The following is a 23422-nucleotide window of genomic DNA, read 5'->3' on the forward strand; positions in this document are numbered from 1 at the left end:
CCCAATAACTTTGTTATTGGGATTTTTTTCATTCACGTTTCTAGTTGAATAATAGCGTAATATTATTATTAATGTTTATACTGAGCTATAAATTGTTTTAATTGAGTCAATGTAGAAGTTCCTTCCATTGGACCTGTTTTCGATACAGCTAACGCACCACTAGCATTAGCATATTGCAATGCATTCTTGACCGAATAACCAGCCAACATCAGACTGATAAATGTCGCACCAAAACAATCTCCTGCTCCTGTTGGATCAACTGGGTTTGTATTAAAACCGTCTACATGCAAAGTTAATAAATTATTGTTATCATCATATCCATAATAATTTGCACCTTTACGCCCTTTTTTTACTACAATGTGCTTAATACCTTTATTGAGTAATGACAACATTATTTGCTCTTCACTTTCATCGTCACTATTAGCAAAATAGCTTACTTCGCCCTCACTTGGTAAAAATATATCAGTATAGTCCATAATATAGTCAAAAGATTGCTCCATCTCTTGAATATTAAACATCTCTTTTCGTAAATTAGGATCGAACGAAATTGTCCCCCCTTTACTTTTAATAATATCAATTGCTTTACGCATCGCATCAATTGCACGAAAAGAATATAATGATGATCCCATAACATGCAAATGATTACAGTCTTTTAATAAGTTTTCATTGATATGATTGAAAGAGAGTAAACCACATGCACTATTAGGAATATTGAAAATAAAGTCCCTATCATTTGAGCCTTTATAAGTTACAAAGGCACTACCCGTATTAGCCTTATTATGAGTTGTAATACCATCAATAATAACCCCATCTTGCTTAAGCCGCTTAATACACATATTACCAAAGGGATCTTTACCGATACAGCTAAAAAAAACGACAGAAAAACCTAATTTTGCCACTTGATCAGCAAATATTGCTGGAGCGCCACTTGGGAAAGGTCCAACAAATTCACCTGTTTGATCAAAACGTTGATTTTGCCGCTTTGCTAAAAACTCAACAAGCAATTCTCCAATAGTACAAATTTTAAATTGCATATTAAGTTACCTTTGAATTATGATAAGTTATGCAGTATTTGTTTATAGCACGTTGCTTAAAATCTGAATCTAATAATTGTTGATGATATTCAGTAACAGCTGGTTTTGATAATATTACAACATCCAGATGTTTTAATTTTCCAATACTATAATTATCAGATAATAAAAATCGCTGAGGCATAATACCAATGGTATGATCAGCATTTTTAAATATCTGTTGATAAGTATTTTGTTGTTCACTATTTTCAATCATCAATTGATTATGAGCATTGATAGCTGCTAGTTCAAAAATAAAATGCGAAATATGAAATTGGTTAAGGATAGGAGTTAATGTATTACTATTTTGGAGCGTATTTCCATCTTGTAAAATCCCTCCAATAAGAATAACTTCTGCATCAGAAAATTCTCTAACTAATTGAGCATTCCTAATGTCATTCATAATCAATCTTAATGACTTCTTATTATGCAAAAAAGGGATCAGTTTTCGAATTGAATTACCATGACTTAAAAAAACAGTATCACCATCATTAATATAATTTAAACAATTTTTTACTAAATCTATTTCACCACCCTCTATACCTATATTAATACAATTTGGTGGTTCAATATTTGTATGATTAATCAAATTTTCTGGAGAAATATAAATCGCTCCTCCAAAAGAACGTTTTAAATATCCTTGTTGTTCTAAATAAGTTAAATCTTGTCGAATAGTAACATTCGAGACCCGAAGCATGTCAGATAACTCATCCACTTTTACTTCACCTTGCTTACGTACGATTTGGGCAATATCTAATCGACGTTTTAGTAGGGCTGAAGACGCTCTAGCCAAATTTTATTTCCTATATAACTGATAATTATTAAAGCGAAGATAATAAAATTTATCCTACTAGTGGTCAATATTAATTACTCCAATAATTACTTAATCCTTTTAAAAGGATTAAGAAAGATTATATTGTTTTTACAACCTGATATAGCTGATGAGTAGTTAACCGCTAAAATTAAACTTTAGCAACAAATTTATTATTTTTTGAATATTAAAATCCATTTTTGTGATCTTTCTCACTCTATTAACACTAGTATAACTTTCGTTTTGCAAGCATAATTTTTATTAATACCTTTCAATTAAAAAGTTATTATGTTTGGTAATTTATGCAAATTTAAGGAGAAAACACATGTCTATCATTTCCACTCACAATATGTTAAAAAAAGCACAAAAAGAACATTATGCCGTTCCTGCCTTTAATATCCATAATTTAGAAACCATACAAGTCGTTGTAGAAACAGTTTCTGAATTACAGTCACCAGTTATTTTAGCTGGAACACCTGGTACTTATAGTTATGCTGGTACAGAAAATATTATCGCCATTGCTGAAGAATTATCGAAAAAATACAACATTCCTTTAGCAATTCATTTAGATCATCATGAAGAATATAACGATATCGCTTACAAAATTAATGCTGGTATAAGATCGGTAATGATCGATGGTTCACACTTTCCTTTCGGAAAGAATATTGCCATCGTAAAACAAGTTGTTGAATATGCTCACCGTTATGATGTCAGTGTTGAAGCAGAATTAGGGCGTCTTGGTGGTGTAGAAGATGATTTAATGGTAGATGCTAAAGATGCCTTATATACAAATCCAAAACAAGCAGTCGATTTTATTGAAAGGACGGGAATAGATTCACTCGCAATTGCAATAGGTACAGCTCATGGACTTTATAAATCTGAACCAAAACTTGACTTTGAGCGTTTATCAGAGATCCGTTCAATGATAGATATTCCATTGGTATTACATGGTGCTTCAGGTGTTCCTGATAAAGATGTTCGTGAATGTATTAAACGAGGTATTTGTAAAGTCAATGTAGCAACAGAATTGAAAATCGCTTTTTCTGATGCATTAAAACACTATTTTATTGAGCACTCTGATGCTAACGATCCTCGTGATTATATGAAACCAGCAAAAGCGGCAATGAAAAAGATTATTGAAAAAATTATTACTACTTGTGGATGTGCAGGTAAATTATAGAGGCCAAAATAATGATCTATACATTAACACTTAATACTGCAATTGATATGAATATACATTGCCAAGAGTTAATTCCATATTCGGTTAATCGTACATCACATACGAAATACAGTCCAAATGGTAAAGCGGTCAATGTTTCAATAGTTTTGCATACATTTAACAAACCGACGTGTGCATTAGGATTTTTTGGTGGTTTTACTGGCAAATATATCGTTGAAGAATTAACTAAGATGCAAATTCATACGATACCTTGTTTTATTGACGATATCACACGAATTAATGTTTTTATTAACGATGGGCAAAAAGAATATAAATTGGTAAGTAAAGGACCTTTTGTTCCAGATAATAAAAAAACAGAAATGCTAAATATTATCCATACTCTTGAAAAAAATAGTTATTTGGTCATTAGTGGCAGTTTACCAAATAATATTGAATCTGATTATTATCAATCTATCATGGAATTATGTCATACACAAAATATACAAGTTATTTTGGACATCAGCCATCCAAATTTAAAGCAATTACTCACTTATCATCCCTTGTTAATTAAACCAAATGATGATGAATTAAATGATATTTTTGGATTGAAAACTCAAACAATCAAACAGGTCATTACTGCTATAGAAACAGTACATTCATTTGGTGCTCAAAATATTTTATTAACAATGGGATCGAAAGGTCTCTATTTTTCAAATGGACAGCACATTTGGTTTTGTGATGCCGTTACAATCAAACTGGTTAGCTCTGCATGTGCAGGTGATGCATCGTTAGCAGCTTTTTTAAGCGAGTGGTTACCAGAACAAAAACATATTGAGAATGCAATGAAAAAAGCCTCAGCAACTGGTGCTAACGTTGCTGAATCTGATGGCTTAGGTCAACTGAATAAAATCAGTTCCTATATGGAAAAACTAGCCGTAATCCAAATTAAATAAAAGGGAAATGTTATGAAGAAGATATTAGCCGTTACAGGTTGCCCGACAGGCATTGCCCACACTTATATGGCAGAAGAAGCTTTAAAAAGCGCTGCGCAAAAAGCAGGAATACAGATAAAAGTTGAGACAAATGGTGCTGGAGGTGTTGACAATGCAATTACTGATGATGATATTGCCAATGCTATTGGTGTAATTATCGCAGCTGATAAAGACATTAACCCCGATCGGTTTGATGGCTTGCCCGTTATTGAAGTTCCCGTTAAAGATGGTATTCATAAAGCTACAACATTAATAGAACAAATTACTTCTGGAATGATTCCCATTCGTAAAGGAAAACAAAATAGCACGATTAATACGACACCATCAAATCAATTCGTAAGAAAAGAGTCAATAGGACGCCAAATTTATAAACATTTAATGAGTGGCGTATCAAACATGTTGCCTTTTGTAGTAGCTGGTGGTGTCTTAATTGCTTTATCATTTTTATGGGGAATCTATTCTGCCGATCCAAATAATGCTCAATACAATGAGTTCGCAGCGTTATTAATGAAAATAGGTGGACAAGCATTTAACATAATGGTACCAATCTTTACAGCTTTTATTGCTTACTCCATAAGTGGAAGGCCAGCGATGGTTGCAGGGTTTATTGGTGGATTAATAGCCAATATTACTGGCGCTGGTTTTTTAGGTGGCATTATAGCTGGTTTTGCTGCCGGTTACTTGATGCTTTATGTCAAAAAATCACTTAATGAACTACCTCGTTCATTTGAAGGTCTTAAATCCATTTTTATTATGCCGTTAATTGGTGTATTTGTAATTGGATCAGGTATGTTCTGGCTTGGTGGACCAATAGCAGGCATTAACAATGCAATGAAATCATTCCTTGAATCATTACAAACTGCCAATCCAGTTCTGCTCGGAATAGTTATTGGATCAATGTGTTCATTCGACTTTGGTGGACCTGTTAATAAAGCTGCCTATGTAACAGGTACTATGTTATTGGGTGAAGGTAATTTCTACTTTATGGCTGGTGTTTCGGCTGCTTGTATTGTGCCACCTTTTGTTATTGCTTTTGCAACAACTATTTTTCGAGATAAGATTTTTACTGAAGAAGAACGTGCCGCTGGGATAGTAAATTATATTTTAGGGGCTACCCATATCACCGAAGGGGCCATTCCATTTGCAGCAAAAGATCCATTACATGTCATTCCTATCATGATGTTATCTTCCGCTATCGCATCAGTATTGACATTTATTTGTCAAATACAAGTACCAGCACCACATGGTGGTTTTTTAGTACTTCCATTAGTTAATAATCCATTTCAATGGGTTGGTTGTATTTTTGCTGGCGCGTTAGTTGGAGCAATATTATTCGGTTTACTGCGTATTCATCAAAACCGACAATTAACGACGAAAATGCCTAAATAAATTACTATTTAATATTCTGTTATGTTCAATTAATAAGGAGATAAAATGAATAATTTTAAACTAACAGCCGATGACATTTTAATTATTGATGGATATTATTCTAAATCACAAGCAATTCAAACTGTAGCAGAAAATATGATTAAAGCTGGTTTAGTAAAAGATAATTATACTCAAGCTATGTTAGATCGTGATGCACAAATTTCAACATTTTTAGGTAATGGTATTGCTATTCCACACGGAACTACAGACAAACGAAATAGTATAATTGAAACTGGTTTAAAAGTAATTTACTATCCACAAGGTATAAGATGGGATGAAGATAACAACATTGCTTATGTTATAGTTGGTATAGCAGCTAAAAATAATGAACATTTAAATGTGCTAAGACAACTTACGCGAGCTGTGATTGATGAAGACACAATAGAGCGAATTCAATCAGTTAAAAAACCAGAAGATCTATTAACAATTCTTCAAGGAAACTAATATAACCATCCCATGAGAAAAATAATGTGAATTCATGGGAGTTTATTTCTATTTTATTAACAATCACTTTATTATTTCAAGTCGTTATGTTATTCAAAATAAGGTTATTGAACTACCATCAAGAATGAAGTTTACTTTCTTTTTAAAATAATTCTTAAATCATCGCCCATTGCTGTTACAGATTCAAATTTAAATTGGGGTGCTAGAGATAATTTTCTTAGATGAGGCAATACACATAAATCTTTTGCATTATGACCTAGCAGTTTAGGTGCATAATATATTATTAGTTCATCAACTAAATTTTCTTCAATCAAAGCACCAGCAAGATGTGCTCCTGCTTCAACCCAAACAGAATTAATTTGATTTTTACCTAATTGCTTTAATAATTCAACTAAATTTATATGATTTTGAGCTGAAGATTCAATTATCAGCTTAGTGTTGGATTGAGTAATTGGGATATTTTCCTTTCGCACTATCCATGTTTCAGCTGATTGACTAAAGATATTTTCATTCCCTGTTAATCGATTTTTACTGTCTATGATAATGCGAACAGGTTGTCGAATATTTTCTTGTGAATAAAATTTTCTGATCTCATTAGGTAATTCATTATATCTAACCGTTAAACTGGCATTATCAACTTGAACTGTTGCTCGCGTACTCAAAATACAACCAGCCTGAGCTCGAAATTGTTGAACATCTTGTCTTGCTACACTTGAAGTTATCCATTTACTTTCGCCCGATGCCATAGCAATCTTTCCATCTAACGAGGAAGCGAGTTTAAGTTGGACATAGGGTATGCCTGTGCGCATACATTTTAAAAAGCCTTTATTAATGGCTTCAGCTTGATCAGTTAGAACACCAACAATAACTTCAATTCCAGCGCCTTTTAACCGTTTAATACCATTACCTGCAACTTTTGGATTAGGGTCTTGCATAGCAATAACAACACGAGTTATACCTGAGTTAATCAACGCATCAGCGCACGGAGGAGTTCGACCAAAATGACTACATGGCTCTAGTGTTACATAAGCTGTTGCTCCTTGAGCCTTATCACTAGCCATTGTTAGTGCATTCACTTCTGCGTGAGGCTCCCCAGCTTTTTGATGATAACCTTTGCCGATTATCTTATCATCTTTAACAATAACGCAACCAACATTCGGATTGGGAGGAGTAGTAAAGCGTCCAAGTTTAGCAAGCTCGATTGCTTGCTGCATATAAAATTGATCTTTATCATTAATCATATAACGTAATTATTTTTGTTGTAGTTTAGCGATTTCGTTACTAAACTGCTCAATATCATGGAAGCTGAAATAAACGGAAGCAAAACGGATATAAGCGACTTTATCTAAATCTTTAAGTTCTTCAATCACATAATTACCAATAAGTTTAGCGGGTATTTCACGTTCTCCCGTTGCTCTAATTTTTGATTTTATACGCGTAATTGCATCTTCAATAGCATCAAAAGCAACAGGGCGCTTTTCTAATGCGCGTTTTATACCATTGCGCAATTTATCTTCATTGAACGGCTCACGAACTTTATTACTTTTGATAACATTAGGCATAATTAATTCAGCAACTTCAAATGTGGTAAAACGTTCATTACATTCTACACATTGTCGACGACGACGAACTTGAAAACCCTCACCAACAAGGCGTGAATCAATCACCTTAGTATCATCAGCATTACAAAAAGGACAGTGCATAAAATCATCCTAATAACGTCACAATTAACATTACAATAGCTGAAAATATCAATTAAAACAAGGTTTCAATAATGAATGATTATTTCATTAATAAATTAATAATTTTGCTTAGTTTAAGCATAATTAAAATTATCCAATATTTCTCATTGATTTTCTTTAAAAACCTGTGATATATGAATAAAAAAGACATCTTTCATTCATATCATTATTTTCATTGCCAGCATGTTAAAACGTAGATTAATGTATAAAATTTGAAGCGTTTTTAGTCATAATGTAAAGACCGGATAATAAGATAAGCTCGAAAGAATAAGGTAGAAAATTGAATACTTTAAAATATCAGAATCATTTACAGTGAAACAACAGGCGAAATCAAAAAATGCAAAGATTTATTCAATCATAATGTTCAAAAATAAAGAATGTGAATAGTAATTCAAGATTAGCATTAATGTTAATGTCATGAAATTATCACTAACAGGACAATTATAAAAAGATAAAGCAATGATCGTATAAATTAGATTAATACTAATAATGAATAAAAAACTCCGTCGCCAAACTAACGACGGAAATAACAATTTACCAATCTAATTTGATCAAAAAATCACGCAATTTAGTAAAATCATCAGGCATGTAATGAGAGAGTAATGTCATATTCGCACGCTCACTAAGGGCTTTAGGTAAAGTAATGGATTTACCAAGAATTTCTTCAACCACTTCTTTAAATTTAGCTGGATGTGCAGTACCTAAGAATAATCCGTATTCTCCTTTTTGTAACTGATCACGCAGTGCACGATAAGCAATTGCGCCATGAGGTTCAGAAAGGTAACCTTTTTGGTCAAGTTCTCGCACAGTCTGTTTGCATATTTCATCAGAAATTGCAGCATGACCAAGTGATGTAAGCACCCACCCTTCTCTTTTATAAATCTCTTCAATACGTGGCCAATTATTAGGTTGGCTAACATCCATGGCATTAGATAGCGTTGCTACCGTTGCATGAGGCTCCCATTTACCTGTTTCCAAATAACGCGGCACTGTATCATTGGCATTGGTTGCAGCAATGAAACGTTTAATTGGTAACCCCATTGTTTTAGCAAGTAGACCCGCTGTCAAATCACCGAAATTACCGCTCGGTACAGAAATTACTAATTGCTCACGTTGTGCTGGAGTTAACTGTGCAAATGCTTCGAAATAATAACAAACTTGTGCTAATAATCGGCTAATGTTAATAGAGTTAGCTGAATTTAAGCCAATTGCAGTTTTTAATTCTTCATCATCAAATGCTTTTTTAACTAATGCTTGGCAAGCATCAAAATCACTTTGTATCGCAATAGTATGAATATTATCACCAAGTGTACAAAATAGCTTTTCTTGTAAGGGGCTAATTTTGCCTTCAGGATATAAAATTACTACTCGAATATTAGGTAGATGATAAAAAGCATGGGCAACTGCTGCACCAGTATCACCAGAAGTCGCCGTTAGAATCGTAATTTTTTTGTCAGCAGCGACTTGCACCAAAGCCTGAGCCATAAAGCGACCACCAAAATCTTTAAAGGCTAATGTTGGGCCATGGTATAATTCTAATGAACCTACATCCTCTTCCACTGATTTGACAGGAGCAGGAAACTGAAACGCATTTTTCACCAATCTATGCATATCATCATCACCAATTTCTTCACCAATATAGGAGGATAAAATCTTGGCACTACGACTGACAAAATCCAGTTCTAATAATGTATCTATTTCATTTAGCGAAAATTTTGGTAAATTTTGAGGAAAAAATAGACCTTGTCCTCTTCCTAATCCTTGTTGTACCGCTTGTGCAAAGCTAACTTGCTGTGAATGATCTTTTAAATTGTACAATTTCATAATATTTTCCGATTATCCTAAGGCTTATAAGGCTTATATTGTTTATTTTATCTGTTAGTCATTTGTAGACCTAACAATAACACGTTGGAAACTTTCATTCTTTCTATCGTAGAAAAAGTTATATCACTCTTGTGCCTTGTTTATCTATTTTGCAAATATGGGTAAAACCTTCCTCATTTTGTAAATAGCATTTTTTCAGCAACAATTCAATTTGCTGGGCCGTTTCAAGCTTGTCAGCAATGACAAACATTGTCGGTCCTGATCCTGAAATACCAGATGCTAAAGCACCAAGTTGTTTGACACGATTTTGCGTTTCATCAAAGTTAGGTAATAATTGTTTACGATAAGGTTCTGCAATATTATCACACAGCATTGCAGCAGCAAGTTTTGGTTGATTCGTGTAACAAGCATGAATGAAACCACCGACATATCGACCATGAGCGATGCAATCTGCCTTTTGATATTGCGCAGGCAGAATAGCTCGTGCTTGAGCTGTCGATATCTTGATACCAGAATAAGCCATTATCCAATACCAATTATCAAAATGTGGAATGGATTCACTAATAATGCCCATTTCATCAAGGATAAGTTGCATTCCACCCAAATAACACGGTGCGACATTATCGTAATGCACGCTCCCAGATATCCGACCTTCAAGTTCACCCATCATTGAAAGCATTTCAAACTCATTAAATGGTTTATCATAAAACTCATTTAAAGCAACCAGTGCTCCCACTACCGAACATGCGCTCGATCCTAATCCTGAACCAATTGGCATATTTTTTTCAAGCGTAATACTGACTGGTAGCGTTTTACCCATTACTTCACAAAAGCGCTGCCAGCATTGATATACAATATTGTATTTAGGATCGCTTGGTAATTTTTTAACAAATATTCCTTTACTTGTGAGGGAAAATTCGGTTGCAGTTTCAACTGTAATAAGATCACCTAACATTACACCACTGATCGGATTAATAGCTGCACCTAAAATATCAAAACCAACACTGATATTAGCCATTGATGCTGGCGCATATACTGTTAAAGATTTATAACTCATTTAACCTCCGATTTTACCCGATGTAGTACGTAAAATATCAGCAAAAACACCAGCAGCAGTTACCTCATTACCAGCTCCATAACCACGTAGTACTAATGGAATTGGTTGATAATAACGAGTGTAAAACGCTAAAGCGTTTTCGCCATTCTTAACTTTATAAAGAGGGTCTTCACTATCAACGGCCTCAATTCTAACACTACATTGATTGTTTTCTATACTACCAACATAACGTAACACTTTTCCCTTTTTTGAAGCTTGTTCAGATTTCGTTTTAAATTCAGAATCTAATTGCGGCAATTTAATCATAAATTCATCAATATTGCCTTGTGAATATTCAGTAGGTAGCACAGATTCGACATTAATTTGATCGAGTTCAAGCTGTAATCCAGCTTCTCGCGCTAAAATAAGTAATTTTCTTGCTACATCTGTTCCCGATAGATCATCACGAGGATCTGGCTCAGTAAAACCTTTCTCTTTAGCCAATTTAGTTGCTTCAGACAATGACATTCCTTCATCAAGCTTACCGAAAATGAAAGAAAGTGAGCCAGATAATATCCCAGAGAATTTAATAAGATCGTCACCGGCATTTAGTAAATTTTGTAAGTTTTCAATTACCGGCAATCCTGCACCTACATTAGTATCATATAAGAATTTTCGTTTACTTTTTTCTGCTTCTTGGCGTAAGCGCAAATAATAGGCCATAGAGCTTGTATTTGCTTTTTTATTTGGAGTAACCACATGGAAACCATTAGCTAAAAAGTCGGCGTATTTGTCCGATACTTCGCTGCTTGAAGTACAATCGACTAAAATTGGGTTAAGTAATCGGTTATTTTTGGCAAATTCAATAATACTATCTAACGTGTATTTCGTTTCACTCTGTTTGATTTGTTCACGCCAATTATCAAGAATAATACCATCTCGATCAAGCACACTGTGTTTTGAATTAAATAAACCACATACCCGCAAATCAATCTGTTTGTTTTTAAGCCATTTTTGTTGACGACCAATTTGATCAACAAGTGCACCACCAACACCACCAACACCAATTATAAAGACATCAAGCATTTTATCTGTACCAAATAGCATTTGATGAGCAACTCGGACACCCATTACCGCAACATCGTTATCAACTACAACTGAAATTGAACGTTCAGATGAACCTTGTGCAATAGCGACAATATTGATATTTGCTCTAGCTAATGCAGTAAAGAAATTAGCTGATAATCCACGTAAAGTCCGCATACCATCACCCACAACTGAGATAATAGCCAATCTTTCAATAATTTCAATCGGTTCAAGTAATCCATCTTTTAATTCTAAGAAGAATTCATCGCTCAACGCTTCTTTTGCACGAAAAAGTTCAGATTGTGGTACACAAAAACTAATACTGTATTCAGATGATGATTGAGTGATAAGAACTACAGATATTCCTGCATAAGACATTGCCGAAAAAACTCGAGCTGACATCCCAACCATACCTTTTAAACCAGGACCAGAAACGTTAATCATAGCCATATTATTTAAATTAGTGATCCCTTTTACAGGGGTGGTAGAATCGACAACATTTGCACCAATAAGTGTGCCTTGTGCGTCAGGATTATTGGTATTTTTTATCAAACATGGAATTTGAAATTGTGCAATAGGTAAAATAGTTCTAGGATGAAGAACTTTAGCTCCAAAATAGGAAAGTTCCATTGCTTCTTGATATGACATAGTTTTTAATAATTTAGCATCTGGTACAATCCTAGGATCACAAGTGTAAACACCATCAACATCGGTCCAAATTTCACAACTATTTGCTTTTAAACAAGCTGCGAGAACTGCGGCTGAATAATCAGAACCATTACGGCCAAGTACTACCAATTCACCCTTTTCATTACCCGCAGTAAAACCAGGCATTAAAATAATGTTTTGTTGAGGAATGCATAGCTGCGCAATTCGATGACTTGATTCAGGAATATCAACAGTAGATTCTAAGTAACTACCTTGAGCAATCAGCATTGTAACAGGATCTATTAGGGTGATAGTATGACCTTTCGCTTTAAGCAGCTCTTGCATAATAGTAATTGACAGTTTTTCACCACGACAAATAATTGATGCATTGATACTATCGGGACATTGACCTAATAAGCGAATTCCTTCCAACAATTGCTTGATTTGATTTAATTCATTTAACGCAAAACGTTGCATTTCCTCGTAAGAAAAATTACGTTGTGCTTTTGCAAGACCAGCTAACAAATCAGCAAAAATTTTTTCGGCATCATAAATATTGTTTTTGATATCTTGTCCGGCAACCGTTTTTTCAACCATCGCAACTAGATGATTAGTAATTTTAGCAGGTGCCGATAAAACAGTAGCTGTTTGTTCTTGCTTAGCATTATTTTCAATTATTTCTGCAACTCGCAAAAAACGTTCTGCGTTAGCAACAGATGTTCCTCCAAATTTTAAAACTTTCATATCACACCTTACTTATCTTTTTTATTTATGCCATTACGATTCAAAATACAATTATTCGACTTTTTTATATCGATAGGTATTATGAAAACCCCTTAGTCTTATAACTTATGTTATAACACTATTTTTTAACTATAGTTAATGTTTAAAAATATTCAATATACAATAAAAAACCCGCCTTTTAGGAGCGGGTTTTTTATATTTATTTGGGAAAAATCAACCCGCCCTAGATCGTGTAATAGTACCTAAGGTGCCTGTAATACCTGTCATACGGGTTGGAATAATCATTATTTTTCCTAAAACTTTTTTCTTAAACTCTAAACAAAACAGCCCGACATTTTCATGTCAGGCTGTAATTTTAAAAAACTTTTTTGCTGTTTTCGTACTCATTAACAACTTTATTCAAAGCTTGATATATACATTGTGCATCTTGCTTATTCAATGCTTCATCCAGAATATTGAGGTACGATAACATTAATTTCTGATTGTCTTCGGCAAATTGTGGTGATACTTCTTGATCTTCATATAACATGACATAAGTGCGAGCAAATCCAAATATCAAAAAATAAACCGATGCATTTTTCGGATCTTCTTGAATCAATGCCCTCATTGCCTTGCGTAGTCTTACATAACTATCGGTACCAGGCAAACTTGTCGCAAATGTTTTCGTTACTTCAGAAAATGTCATTGCAATAAACCTCAATCAAAATCACAAGAAGAAAGGATAGCAACCCATCAGCAGAAGTGCAAGTGTATTTTGTCTACTGAGCATAGTTTTTTATTTTTAATAAACAATATATGCCAATTAATACCGAATAAGTTTATTATTATAATTCTTTATAAATAGATAATCCCGCTGAAGCTTGAGCAACCGGCATTATCTCAATTGAGTTAACATTAAAATGTGTTGGTGTATTAACTAACCATGATACGGTATTTGCTATATCTTCGGGTGTGATATAATCTACACCCTCGTAAACTTCTGTCGCTTGTTCATTATTTCCATGAAACCGTACATTTGAAAATTCTGTACCACCACATAAGCCAGGCTCAATATTAGTCACTCTAATCTTTTTCCCAAGCAAATCAGTTCGTAGATTTGCGCTAAACTGCTTAACAAATGCTTTCGATGCACCATATACATTACCACCTTTATAAGCATAACTACCTGCTACCGAACCAATATTAATAATATAACCAAAATTACGTTCGACCATTTCAGGCAAAATTTGGTGAGTTAAATGTACTAAACCTATAATATTAGTTTCAATCATAGTTTCCCAATCGTTATATTCTGCTTGGTATGCTGGCTCTAATCCTAATGCTAATCCTGCATTGTTAATTAAAATATCAATCGGTTGAAACTCTTTAGGAAGTTGTAATAAAATAGATTCCACGGCATCTTTTTTGGTTACATCTAAAGGTAATGATAAGAAGTTTGCCCCAAATTCATCAGCTATTTTCTGTAGTTTATCTGCTCGCCTGGCAGCACCAATAACTTTATAGCCATCAGCTATTAACTTGCAACAAATAGCATGCCCAAATCCAGAGGAAGCACCAGTCACTAAAGCAATATTCATAGTAAATCTCCTTATAAGCTTAACGATAATATGAAATATGAGTACTTTTTCATAATCGATATGATAAATAAGCAAAAATTGGTCAATTCATAATTTTACTTAAACGTATAGTTAACCTCAAACTTCTTGACAATAATTCAATATAGATATTATAAAAAACCCGCTAATAAAGCGGGCTAATATTTAAATCTCATTTTGCAGTTTCTACTGATGGTTCTTCATCTTTCAATGGAACAATTAGTGTATCAATATGTGTATTATTGATTAATTGACGAGCAGAAGACATCAACTTGCTCCAAAAATCTTGATGATGACCACATACAACAAGATCAGCACCATATTCATGAATCGCTTCTATTAATACTTGACCAAACTCACCATTTCCTGAAAGCGTGTGTGCAATAGGATATGCAGCATTATCAGCCAGTTTATTTAAGGCAATATGTGCATCTTCTGTGATTTTATCTTTCATATCATTCATATTAATATCAACTAACCCTGTATATAAATCAGAATAGTTAATACCAACATGGATCAAAGAAATTTGAGCATTATATGGTCTTGCCATAGAAACAGCTTTTTCAACAAGAACTTCACTTTCAGGTGATAAATCCACTGCGACTAATATATGTTTATAAGCCATGATATTTTACTCCTTCCTATTTTGACGCTCAGGTTAAATTTTAAATTTATACTCTATTATTACTACTAAATTAATTTTTGAGCAAGCCAAAAAAGTGACGCAGATAACAAAATTGAAATCGGTAATGTCAAAATCCATGTTAATGCGATATTTTTAATCGTTTTACTTTGCACACCACCACCATCAACAATCATTGTACCAGCTACAGATGATGAAAGAACTTGAGTGGTTGATACTGGCATACCAGTATAACTAGCAATACCAATTGAAAGCGCTGTGGTAATTTGCGCCGAAACACCTTGAGCATAAGTCATTCCTTTTTTCCCAATTTTTTCGCCGATGGTAACAGCGACACGACGCCATCCAATCATAGTACCAAGAGCAAGCGCTGAAGCAACAGAGATAATGATCCAAATAGGTGCATATTCAATTGTTTTAAGCAGGTCATTGTTGACCGATTTTAAATATTGTTTATCTTCTAATGAAATATTTGGTTGTTTAGCAACATGTGAAACCGTATCGGATAAACAAAGTAGAATACGTCTAGCTTGTGAGCGCTGTTCAACAGTAAGAGATTCATAATCATTCATTTTATTAAATAAATTATTAGCAATATTTAATGTAATAAATGAACTCGAATAATCACAATGATATTGATTCAAATCGCTGATAGGTACACTAGAATCAACGGTGGATTGAGAGCCAATTACCGTTGTCAAATCTTGATTATGAGTAACAAAATAGTCTTCAATATTGTGGATAGCATTACGAGTATTGGTAATATCATAAGTTGAAGCACTCATATTAACAATAAAACCAGCAGGAGCAATGCCCATCAACACCAACATTAATAAACCAATTCCTTTTTGTCCATCATTAGCGCCGTGTGAAAAGCTAACACCAGCTGCCGATATAATAAGCATTATGCGGATCCAAAATGGAGGCTTTTTCTTACCATAGAGTTTTTCACGCTGCTCTGGTGTCATGAAGATACGCTCTCTTTTTTTACTGCTTTTTTTACTTTGACTTTTACGTGTCCAATATTTACGCAATAAAAAAATCATTAAACCAGCTATAACAAGACCAACCACTGGAGAAATAATTAATGATAAAAAGATTTGAATCATTTTCGTAATATTGAGAGCATCAATAATTGATGTATCCATAATAAAGGCATTAGCGAGTGCTACACCAATAATGGAACCAATTAAAGTATGAGAACTTGAAGCAGGAATGCCCACATACCAAGTTCCTAAATTCCAGATAATTGCGGCAAATAAAATAGAAAAGACCATAGCAAGCCCATGTGTTGAACTTACATTGAGTAATAAATCGGTTGGTAATAAGTGCACAATCGCATAAGCTACGCTGAGGCCACCAAGTAACACACCAAAGAAATTAAATACCCCAGCCATAAAAACGGCAAGTTGTTCTTTCAATGCTCTGGTATAAATAACCGTTGCAACAGCATTAGCTGTATCATGAAATCCATTTATAGCCTCATAAAAAAGCACAAATAGTAATGCAAAGACTAATAATATAATAGTTGAAAATTCTAAATCAGAAAATAGATGAAACATAATAGATCTTTCTGTTGTTAATTAACGGCACTATTATCCTTTAGAATAGGACAATGAGCAAAACAATTTTTACATTTTTCGTTTAGCGTAACGGGCAGCTAAAAAAGCACAGATCATTAATTGAATTTGATGAAAGATCATTAAAGGTAAAATCATAATCCCCATAATCGATATAGGAAAAATAACACCAGCCATTGGAATACCACTAGCTAAACTCTTTTTTGAACCACAAAAAACAATTGTAATTTCGTCTTCTTTGCTAAAACCAAATAGTCTTGCGCTATAGGTCGTGATTAATAATACAATTACTAATAATACAATTGAGAAAAATATTATAGTTAACAATGATAAAAAACCAACTTGGGCCCAAATGCCATTAATAACTGCATCACTAAAAGCAACATAAACCACTAATAAAATCGATAAACGATCAAATTTAAAAATAACATTTTTATATTTGTCTATCCATTTGATTATAAAACGGCGCGATAAATGCCCAACCATAAAAGGTAACATCAATTTTAACATTATCGAAGTAATTGCATCTACTATATCCATTGAAGCAATCGCTTGAGTATTCATTAATAACCCAACTAAAATAGGAGTAATAAAAACACCCAACAATGTTGATGCTGAGGCACTACAAATTGCAGCAGCAACATTACCTTTTGCTATCGAAGTAAATGCTATAGCCGATTGCACTGTTGCGGGCAAAACACACAAATAAACAAAGCCTAAATAAAATTCTTGTGATAAAAAAGTTGGCACTAAAAATCGCATCATAATGCCTAAAATTGGAAAAATCACAAAGGTCGTTACAAATATTAATACATGTAATCGCCAATTTTTTATGCCAATAATAATAGATTGAAAAGAGAGTTTGGCTCCATGCATAAAAAATAACAATCCAATGGCAAAAGTAGTAAGATGCCCAAAAAATATTTTAGTTTGTCCCTTACAAGGCAAAAAACTTGCAGTGATAACAACACAAATTAGAGTCAATAAGAATGGATCAATCTTCAAACGTTGGAATATATTCATAGTTATCGATCTTTTTTACTAAAAAAATCGCCACAAAAGTGGCGATTTAGTTTATGGGTAAAAATACTTATTCTAAGAAGCTACGAAGCACATCAGAACGACTTGGATGACGTAATTTACGTAACGCTTTAGCTTCAATTTGTCGAATACGTTCACGTGTTACATCAAATTGTTTACCCACTTCTTCAAGCGTATGATCGGTATTCATATCAATACCAAATCGCATACGTAATACTTTTGCTTCGCGCGGTGTTAAACCTGATAAGATATCACGTGTTGCACTACGTAAGCTTTCAGATGTTGCTGCATCTAATGGCTGCTCTAGTGCGGTATCTTCAATAAAGTCACCTAAATGTGAATCTTCATCATCACCAACTGGCGTTTCCATCGAGATTGGTTCTTTAGCAATCTTTAGCACTTTACGGATTTTATCTTCTGGCATTTGCATACGTTCAGATAATTCTTCCGGCGTCGGTTCGCGACCAATTTCTTGTAACATTTGACGTGAAATGCGATTTAACTTATTAATCGTTTCAATCATATGTACTGGAATTCGAATCGTTCTTGCTTGATCAGCAATTGAACGTGTGATAGCTTGTCTAATCCACCATGTCGCATAAGTTGAGAATTTATACCCTCGACGGTATTCAAATTTATCTACAGCTTTCATCAAACCGATATTACCTTCTTGAATTAGATCTAAGAATTGTAATCCACGGTTAGTGTATTTTTTTGCTATAGAAATCACTAAACGTAAGTTTGCTTCAACCATTTCTTTCTTAGCTCGTCGTGCTTTTGCTTCACCAATAGACATACGACGGTTAATATCTTTAATTTGCTCAATAGAAAGATTAGTTTCAGCCTCTATTTGTTTCAATAAGTTAACTTGTGCAGCAATCTGCTCCTCAAAATCTTTTAAATTAACAGCAAAAGCATTTTTAGAAGTTAATGCTTTATTATACCAATCCATATTATTTTCATTTCCAGTAAAATAATTCATGAATTGTTTTTTCGGCATTTTACATTGTTCAACGCAGATCTTCATAATTACACGTTCGTGTGCTCTTACACGATCCATCATGCTTCTCATATTGTTGACAAGTATATCGAACTGTTTAGCGACTAAACGAAATTGCTTGAAAATCTCTGATAAATTTTCGATCTCTTTTTGTGCTTTTTTGTGACCACGTCCATATTTTTTTATAGCTTCAGATGTTTTATTGTGTTGCTCTTGTAATTCAGCAAATTTTGCTCTAGCAACTTCAGGATCAATTGAAGCATCTTCATCAGCAGATGAATCACCATCCTCATCTTCATTTTCATCGTCACTATCGTCGATTTCGATCTCAGTTTCACTATCTTCTAAATCTTCAGGCAATTCTTCAGTTACTTCTTCCGCATTTGGATCAACAAAACCGGTAATTAAATCAGACAAACGAACTTGTCCACTTTCGATTAAGTTATATTGCTCAAGTAAATAAGTAATTGCTTCTGGGTATTCAGACACGGAAGTTTGAACTTGATTAATGCCATCTTCAATACGTTTGGCAATGTCAATTTCACCTTCACGAGTTAAGAGTTCCACCGCTCCCATTTCTCGCATATACATACGAACAGGATCGGTTGTACGACCTATTTCTGACTCAACATTAGATAAAACTAATGCTGTTGCTGCTTCAACGGCTTCTTCATCAGGGACATTATCTGAAAGTAATAACTCATCAGAATCAGGGGCTTCTTCAAGAACTTGAATCCCCATATCATTAATCATTTGGATAATATCTTCAATCTGATCTGAATCAATAATCTCTTCAGGCAAGTGATCGTTGACATCAGCATAGGTTAGGTATCCTAGCTCCTTACCACGAATGATTAGGAGTTTTAGCTGTGATTGAGAATTTTGCTCCATAAAAGGTATCCACTTTTAGTTATTTGATCATGTGTATATTATATATGTAGAACATTATCTGTTATCTACGTATACCCTATATATTTAGTCTTTTTTTGATAAAACAAGTATTAATGTCGCTAATTCTTTTTTCTCTGCGGTACTTAAGCCGGAGACTCTCTCTTTTGCGATTAGTTCATCTTGTCTTTGGGCGAGTATATTATCATATAACTCTTTTAAAGTATGTGTAAAAATCGATTCTATATCATCATCTTGATAATGAAACTCCCAGGTTGATAAACGACTGAGTTGTCTATAAAATGGCCTCTCTAAACACTCAGTTAATATTTGTGCAGTATTTATATTAGGATAACGCTGGCATAATTCAAGTAGCTCAATAAAAATATCAATGCCAGCCATTTTTACTTGGCCAATAGCATTAATATTGGACACAAGTTGCGCAAGATTAGGATATTGAAGCAATAAACCAATCAAAATACGCATTGTAGTTAACTTCATTTGTGCTATTGGTGCAGATTCTTGGGACTTAATTTCGTATTTTTGGCGATTTGATTGCATTAATTGCTCTATTTGAGACAAATCAAGTAACCCCAAATAACGCCCAAGTTGTTGTAATAAATTTAATCGGAAAGCTTTTGCTTTTATTTGATCAAGTAAAGGAAGAGCTAATGAACTTAATTTCGCTTTTCCTTCCGGTGTTTTCAAATCAACTTGCTTTAATAATTCATCAAATAAAAATTTAGATAGATTTGACGCAGTGTTCAAGTAATCTTCAAAACCTGAGTTACCGATTTTACGTACAAAACTGTCAGGATCTTCATCTTGAGGTAAAAAAGCAAAACTGATCTCTTTACCATCAATCAAGCAGGGTAATAAAACATTCAGTGCTCTCCAAGCGGCACTCCTTCCCGCATTATCGCCATCATAACAAAAGATTACAGAATCAGTAGCTCTAAACAGAAGTTTAATATGTTCTTCTGATGTTGCAGTTCCTAAAGCCGCTACAGCATAGTCAATTCCATACTGAGCCAGAGACACCACATCCATGTAACCTTCTACAATTATCAATTGTTTCGGATTACGATTAGCTTCTAAAGCTTCATAAAGTCCATATAATTGAAAACCTTTATGAAAAATAGGAGTTTCTGGCGAGTTTAGATATTTTGCAGAATCATTAATAATAGTTCTTCCCCCAAAGGCAATCACATTACCTTGTCTATCACGAATTGGGAACATGATTCGCCCACGAAAGCGATCGAATCGATTACCTCTATCATTATTAACTGACATTCCTGCCTTATCATATAACTCTGCTTCGTTTTTGGTCTTTACAATATTTTGAAAAGTTAATTGGCTTGAATTAGGTGCGTAACCAATTTTATACCTAGCTATAATTTCCCTATTTAGTCCACGTTGTTCCAGATATTTATGCGCATCAATCGAGGTTGATAATGCTAATTGCTGTTGGTAAAAATTGGTTATTTTAGCCATTAACGTATACAGATCACGGCGTATATTTCGAGACTCAATCTGTTTGGACTGATCTATTTGGTTATTATTATCCGTATAAGGAACTCGAATTCCTTGCATACTGGCTAATTCTTCAATTGCTTCAGGAAAAGACAAACGTTCATATTGCATTAAAAAATTCACAACTGAACCAGATGCTCCACAACCAAAGCAATAATAGATCTGTTTTTTTTCATTCAATGAAAAAGAGGCAGTTTTCTCATCATGGAAAGGGCAACAACCAAAGTAGTTATTCCCCTTTTTTTTCATTTTGACACGTTTGCTGATCACATCAAGTATACTTGTGCGAGCAATCAAGTCTAAAATAAAATCTCGAGGAATAAGACCTTTCATGATAATTTAACCGATATTGGCACTATACGCAAAGACAACAAGCCGCATGTATATGTACGGCTTGTAAAAAATTTTTTATAAAAAAATAGATAAAATTGAGTTTTATATCAATTTAAACTTTTAGTATAAATATTAATATAGACGAGTGCGACGAGCGTTTTCTCTTTCTAATTTTTTAGCGTGACGTTTAACAGCAGCTGCTTTTGCGCGTTTACGAATAGTAGTTGGTTTTTCATAAAATTCACGGTTACGAACTTCAGCTAGAACTCCTGCTTTTTCGCAAGAACGTTTAAAACGACGTAATGCTACATCGAAAGGTTCATTTTCACGTACTTTAATTACTGGCATGTGCCTCTCACCTCAAATTTGTTTAATATCACAAAGGACTAAAAATTAGTGCGCAATTTTACCCCTAATAGACATACGTTGTAAAGTAAAATATCGAATTATTGTATCATAACAAATTAATTTGCTAATCTCCCTACTCAATTAGATAATAAAACCATTTTTATTAAGATAGATAGGTATTTTTATGTCATCATTTATCATCGGTCAATACCCAAAGCGTCGCCTACGCCGCAATCGTGTTTATGATTTTAGCCGCCGTTTAGTTGCAGAAAATCACCTAACAATTAATGACCTGATTTATCCTGTTTTTATAATTGAAGGTAACAATATTATTAAACCAGTTATATCAATGCCAAATGTTAATCGAATGAGCATTGATATGCTATTAAAAGAAGCTGAATATGTAGCTAAACTAGGTATTCCTGTTCTTTCACTGTTTCCAGCCATTGAACCAGAAAAAAAATCATTACTTGCTCAAGAAGCTTATAATGAAAATGGGTTAGTGCCCAAAGCGATTCGAGCATTAAAAAAAGAAATTCCCGAGTTAGGTATTCTAACTGATGTAGCACTTGACCCTTATACAAGCCACGGACAAGATGGCATTATTGATGAACATGGTTATGTTCAAAATGATTTATCTGTTGAAATTCTTGTTAAGCAAGCTTTAATTCAAGCTCAAGCTGGTGCAGATATTATCGCGCCAAGTGATATGATGGATGGACGCATTGGTGCAATTCGTGATGCGCTTGAAAATCATCATTTTGTTAATACACAAATCATGGCGTATTCGGCTAAATATGCTTCAAGTTTTTATGGCCCGTTTCGTGATGCAGTAGGATCTGCTTCAAATATAAAAGGCGGTAATAAAAAAACTTATCAACTTGATCCTGCCAACAGCAATGAAGCTTTGCAAGAAATTTACCAAGATCTTAGTGAAGGCGCTGATATGGTCATGGTTAAACCAGGTATGCCTTATCTTGATATGGTCAGAAGAGTGAAAGAAACCTTTGCTGTGCCAACATTTGCCTATCAAGTTTCTGGCGAATATGCCATGCTGTGCGCAGCAATTGAAAACGGTTGGTTAGATGAACAATCAGTAATTATGGAATCCTTACTTTGCTTTAAACGCGCTGGTGCAGATGGAATATTAACATATTTCGCTAAACAAGTTGCTGAATGGTTAGTTCAAAGACAATAAGATGTATTAACTCACTGTAAAGTCCCCATATTATATAATGGGGATATTTATCAAAACACAGCAAAAGACTTCATTTAGATTATTGGCTTTGTTCATTCTATTTTTCGGTAAAATTAGCTATTAAATTAGGAACTTTTTTAAACTTTTACAAGTGGATAAAGCTATGTCGATTTTACCTCCAAAAATCCGATTTTCAAGCAAAACACTTTTCATATTTATTTTATCCGTCAATTTCAGCATATAAATAATTAACATGATTTAATAGCAATATAAAGTAAG

The 23422-nt window shown here is 33.9% G+C and carries 20 protein-coding genes; 5 read left to right on the top strand and 15 right to left on the bottom strand.

Annotated elements, in window-relative coordinates:
- Positions 1-68 precede the first annotated feature (68 nt).
- Together J3U13_RS02500 and J3U13_RS02505 are read right to left on the bottom strand one after the other, a co-directional pair.
- On the bottom strand, positions 69-1034 hold the full coding sequence (locus tag J3U13_RS02500) for a sugar kinase (RefSeq protein ID WP_267339922.1): 966 nt from the start codon (positions 1032-1034) through the stop codon (positions 69-71).
- 1 nt (position 1035) lies between these two features.
- Positions 1036-1863, bottom strand: a complete 828-nt coding sequence (locus J3U13_RS02505) for a DeoR/GlpR family DNA-binding transcription regulator (RefSeq protein ID WP_267339923.1) — start codon at positions 1861-1863, stop codon at positions 1036-1038.
- A 343-nt stretch (positions 1864-2206) separates the two neighbouring features.
- Here J3U13_RS02505 and J3U13_RS02510 point away from each other — a divergent pair, with 343 nt between their 5' ends.
- The 4 genes from J3U13_RS02510 to J3U13_RS02525 are packed head-to-tail and all read left to right on the top strand — an operon-like array spanning position 2207 to position 5904.
- Positions 2207-3061, top strand: a complete 855-nt coding sequence (locus J3U13_RS02510) for a tagatose bisphosphate family class II aldolase (protein ID WP_267339924.1) — start codon at positions 2207-2209, stop codon at positions 3059-3061.
- An 11-nt stretch (positions 3062-3072) separates the two neighbouring features.
- Positions 3073-3993, top strand: a complete 921-nt coding sequence (locus J3U13_RS02515) for a 1-phosphofructokinase family hexose kinase (RefSeq protein ID WP_267339926.1) — start codon at positions 3073-3075, stop codon at positions 3991-3993.
- 12 nt (positions 3994-4005) lie between these two features.
- On the top strand, positions 4006-5421 hold the full coding sequence (locus J3U13_RS02520) for a PTS fructose transporter subunit IIC (RefSeq protein WP_267339927.1): 1416 nt from the start codon (positions 4006-4008) through the stop codon (positions 5419-5421).
- A gap of 45 nt (positions 5422-5466) precedes the next feature.
- Positions 5467-5904 carry a PTS sugar transporter subunit IIA gene (locus J3U13_RS02525; protein ID WP_267339929.1) on the top strand — a complete coding sequence of 146 codons (438 nt, stop codon included), beginning with the start codon at positions 5467-5469 and terminating at the stop codon, positions 5902-5904.
- 131 nt (positions 5905-6035) lie between these two features.
- On the opposite strand, the gene ribD is transcribed toward J3U13_RS02525, so the two are convergent.
- From ribD to rpsU, 13 genes are all read right to left on the bottom strand, one after another.
- Positions 6036-7145: a bifunctional diaminohydroxyphosphoribosylaminopyrimidine deaminase/5-amino-6-(5-phosphoribosylamino)uracil reductase RibD gene (gene ribD, locus J3U13_RS02530; protein ID WP_267339931.1), complete on the bottom strand. Its 1110-nt coding sequence runs from the start codon at positions 7143-7145 to the stop codon at positions 6036-6038.
- Positions 7146-7154: 9 nt separating this feature from the next.
- Positions 7155-7607, bottom strand: a complete 453-nt coding sequence (gene nrdR / locus J3U13_RS02535) for a transcriptional regulator NrdR (RefSeq protein ID WP_267339932.1) — start codon at positions 7605-7607, stop codon at positions 7155-7157.
- Between the two features lie 573 nt (positions 7608-8180).
- The gene (gene thrC / locus J3U13_RS02540) at positions 8181-9470 is read right to left on the bottom strand and encodes a threonine synthase (RefSeq protein WP_267339933.1); all 1290 of its coding nucleotides are present in this window, start codon (positions 9468-9470) and stop codon (positions 8181-8183) included.
- A gap of 118 nt (positions 9471-9588) precedes the next feature.
- Positions 9589-10527, bottom strand: a complete 939-nt coding sequence (thrB, locus tag J3U13_RS02545) for a homoserine kinase (RefSeq protein WP_267339934.1) — start codon at positions 10525-10527, stop codon at positions 9589-9591.
- Positions 10528-12984 (bottom strand): bifunctional aspartate kinase/homoserine dehydrogenase I, encoded by a 2457-nt coding sequence (gene thrA / locus J3U13_RS02550; protein WP_267339935.1) that lies wholly within the window; start codon positions 12982-12984, stop codon positions 10528-10530.
- A 355-nt stretch (positions 12985-13339) separates the two neighbouring features.
- A complete protein-coding gene (locus tag J3U13_RS02555; RefSeq protein WP_267339937.1) occupies positions 13340-13669 on the bottom strand; it encodes a hypothetical protein in 330 nt (109 codons plus the stop codon).
- A gap of 139 nt (positions 13670-13808) precedes the next feature.
- The gene (locus tag J3U13_RS02560) at positions 13809-14561 is read right to left on the bottom strand and encodes an SDR family NAD(P)-dependent oxidoreductase (protein WP_267339938.1); all 753 of its coding nucleotides are present in this window, start codon (positions 14559-14561) and stop codon (positions 13809-13811) included.
- A 190-nt stretch (positions 14562-14751) separates the two neighbouring features.
- Positions 14752-15204 carry a universal stress protein UspA gene (gene uspA / locus J3U13_RS02565; RefSeq protein ID WP_267339939.1) on the bottom strand — a complete coding sequence of 151 codons (453 nt, stop codon included), beginning with the start codon at positions 15202-15204 and terminating at the stop codon, positions 14752-14754.
- A gap of 65 nt (positions 15205-15269) precedes the next feature.
- Positions 15270-16784 (bottom strand): inorganic phosphate transporter PitA, encoded by a 1515-nt coding sequence (pitA, locus tag J3U13_RS02570; RefSeq protein ID WP_267339940.1) that lies wholly within the window; start codon positions 16782-16784, stop codon positions 15270-15272.
- A gap of 69 nt (positions 16785-16853) precedes the next feature.
- On the bottom strand, positions 16854-17825 hold the full coding sequence (locus J3U13_RS02575; protein ID WP_267339941.1) for a bile acid:sodium symporter family protein: 972 nt from the start codon (positions 17823-17825) through the stop codon (positions 16854-16856).
- 67 nt (positions 17826-17892) lie between these two features.
- The gene (gene rpoD, locus J3U13_RS02580) at positions 17893-19734 is read right to left on the bottom strand and encodes an RNA polymerase sigma factor RpoD (RefSeq protein ID WP_267339942.1); all 1842 of its coding nucleotides are present in this window, start codon (positions 19732-19734) and stop codon (positions 17893-17895) included.
- Positions 19735-19818: 84 nt separating this feature from the next.
- Complete coding sequence (gene dnaG / locus J3U13_RS02585; protein WP_267339944.1) at positions 19819-21597, bottom strand: DNA primase; 1779 nt, start codon at positions 21595-21597, stop codon at positions 19819-19821.
- Between the two features lie 132 nt (positions 21598-21729).
- Positions 21730-21945: a 30S ribosomal protein S21 gene (rpsU, locus tag J3U13_RS02590; protein WP_034882800.1), complete on the bottom strand. Its 216-nt coding sequence runs from the start codon at positions 21943-21945 to the stop codon at positions 21730-21732.
- Positions 21946-22129: 184 nt separating this feature from the next.
- On the opposite strand from rpsU, the gene hemB reads away from it, so the two are divergent.
- On the top strand, positions 22130-23143 hold the full coding sequence (gene hemB / locus J3U13_RS02595) for a porphobilinogen synthase (RefSeq protein ID WP_267339945.1): 1014 nt from the start codon (positions 22130-22132) through the stop codon (positions 23141-23143).
- Positions 23144-23422 lie beyond the last annotated feature (279 nt).

It is taken from the genome of Gilliamella sp. B2887, assembly GCF_026537015.1.
Classification (GTDB): Bacteria; Pseudomonadota; Gammaproteobacteria; order Enterobacterales; family Orbaceae; genus Gilliamella.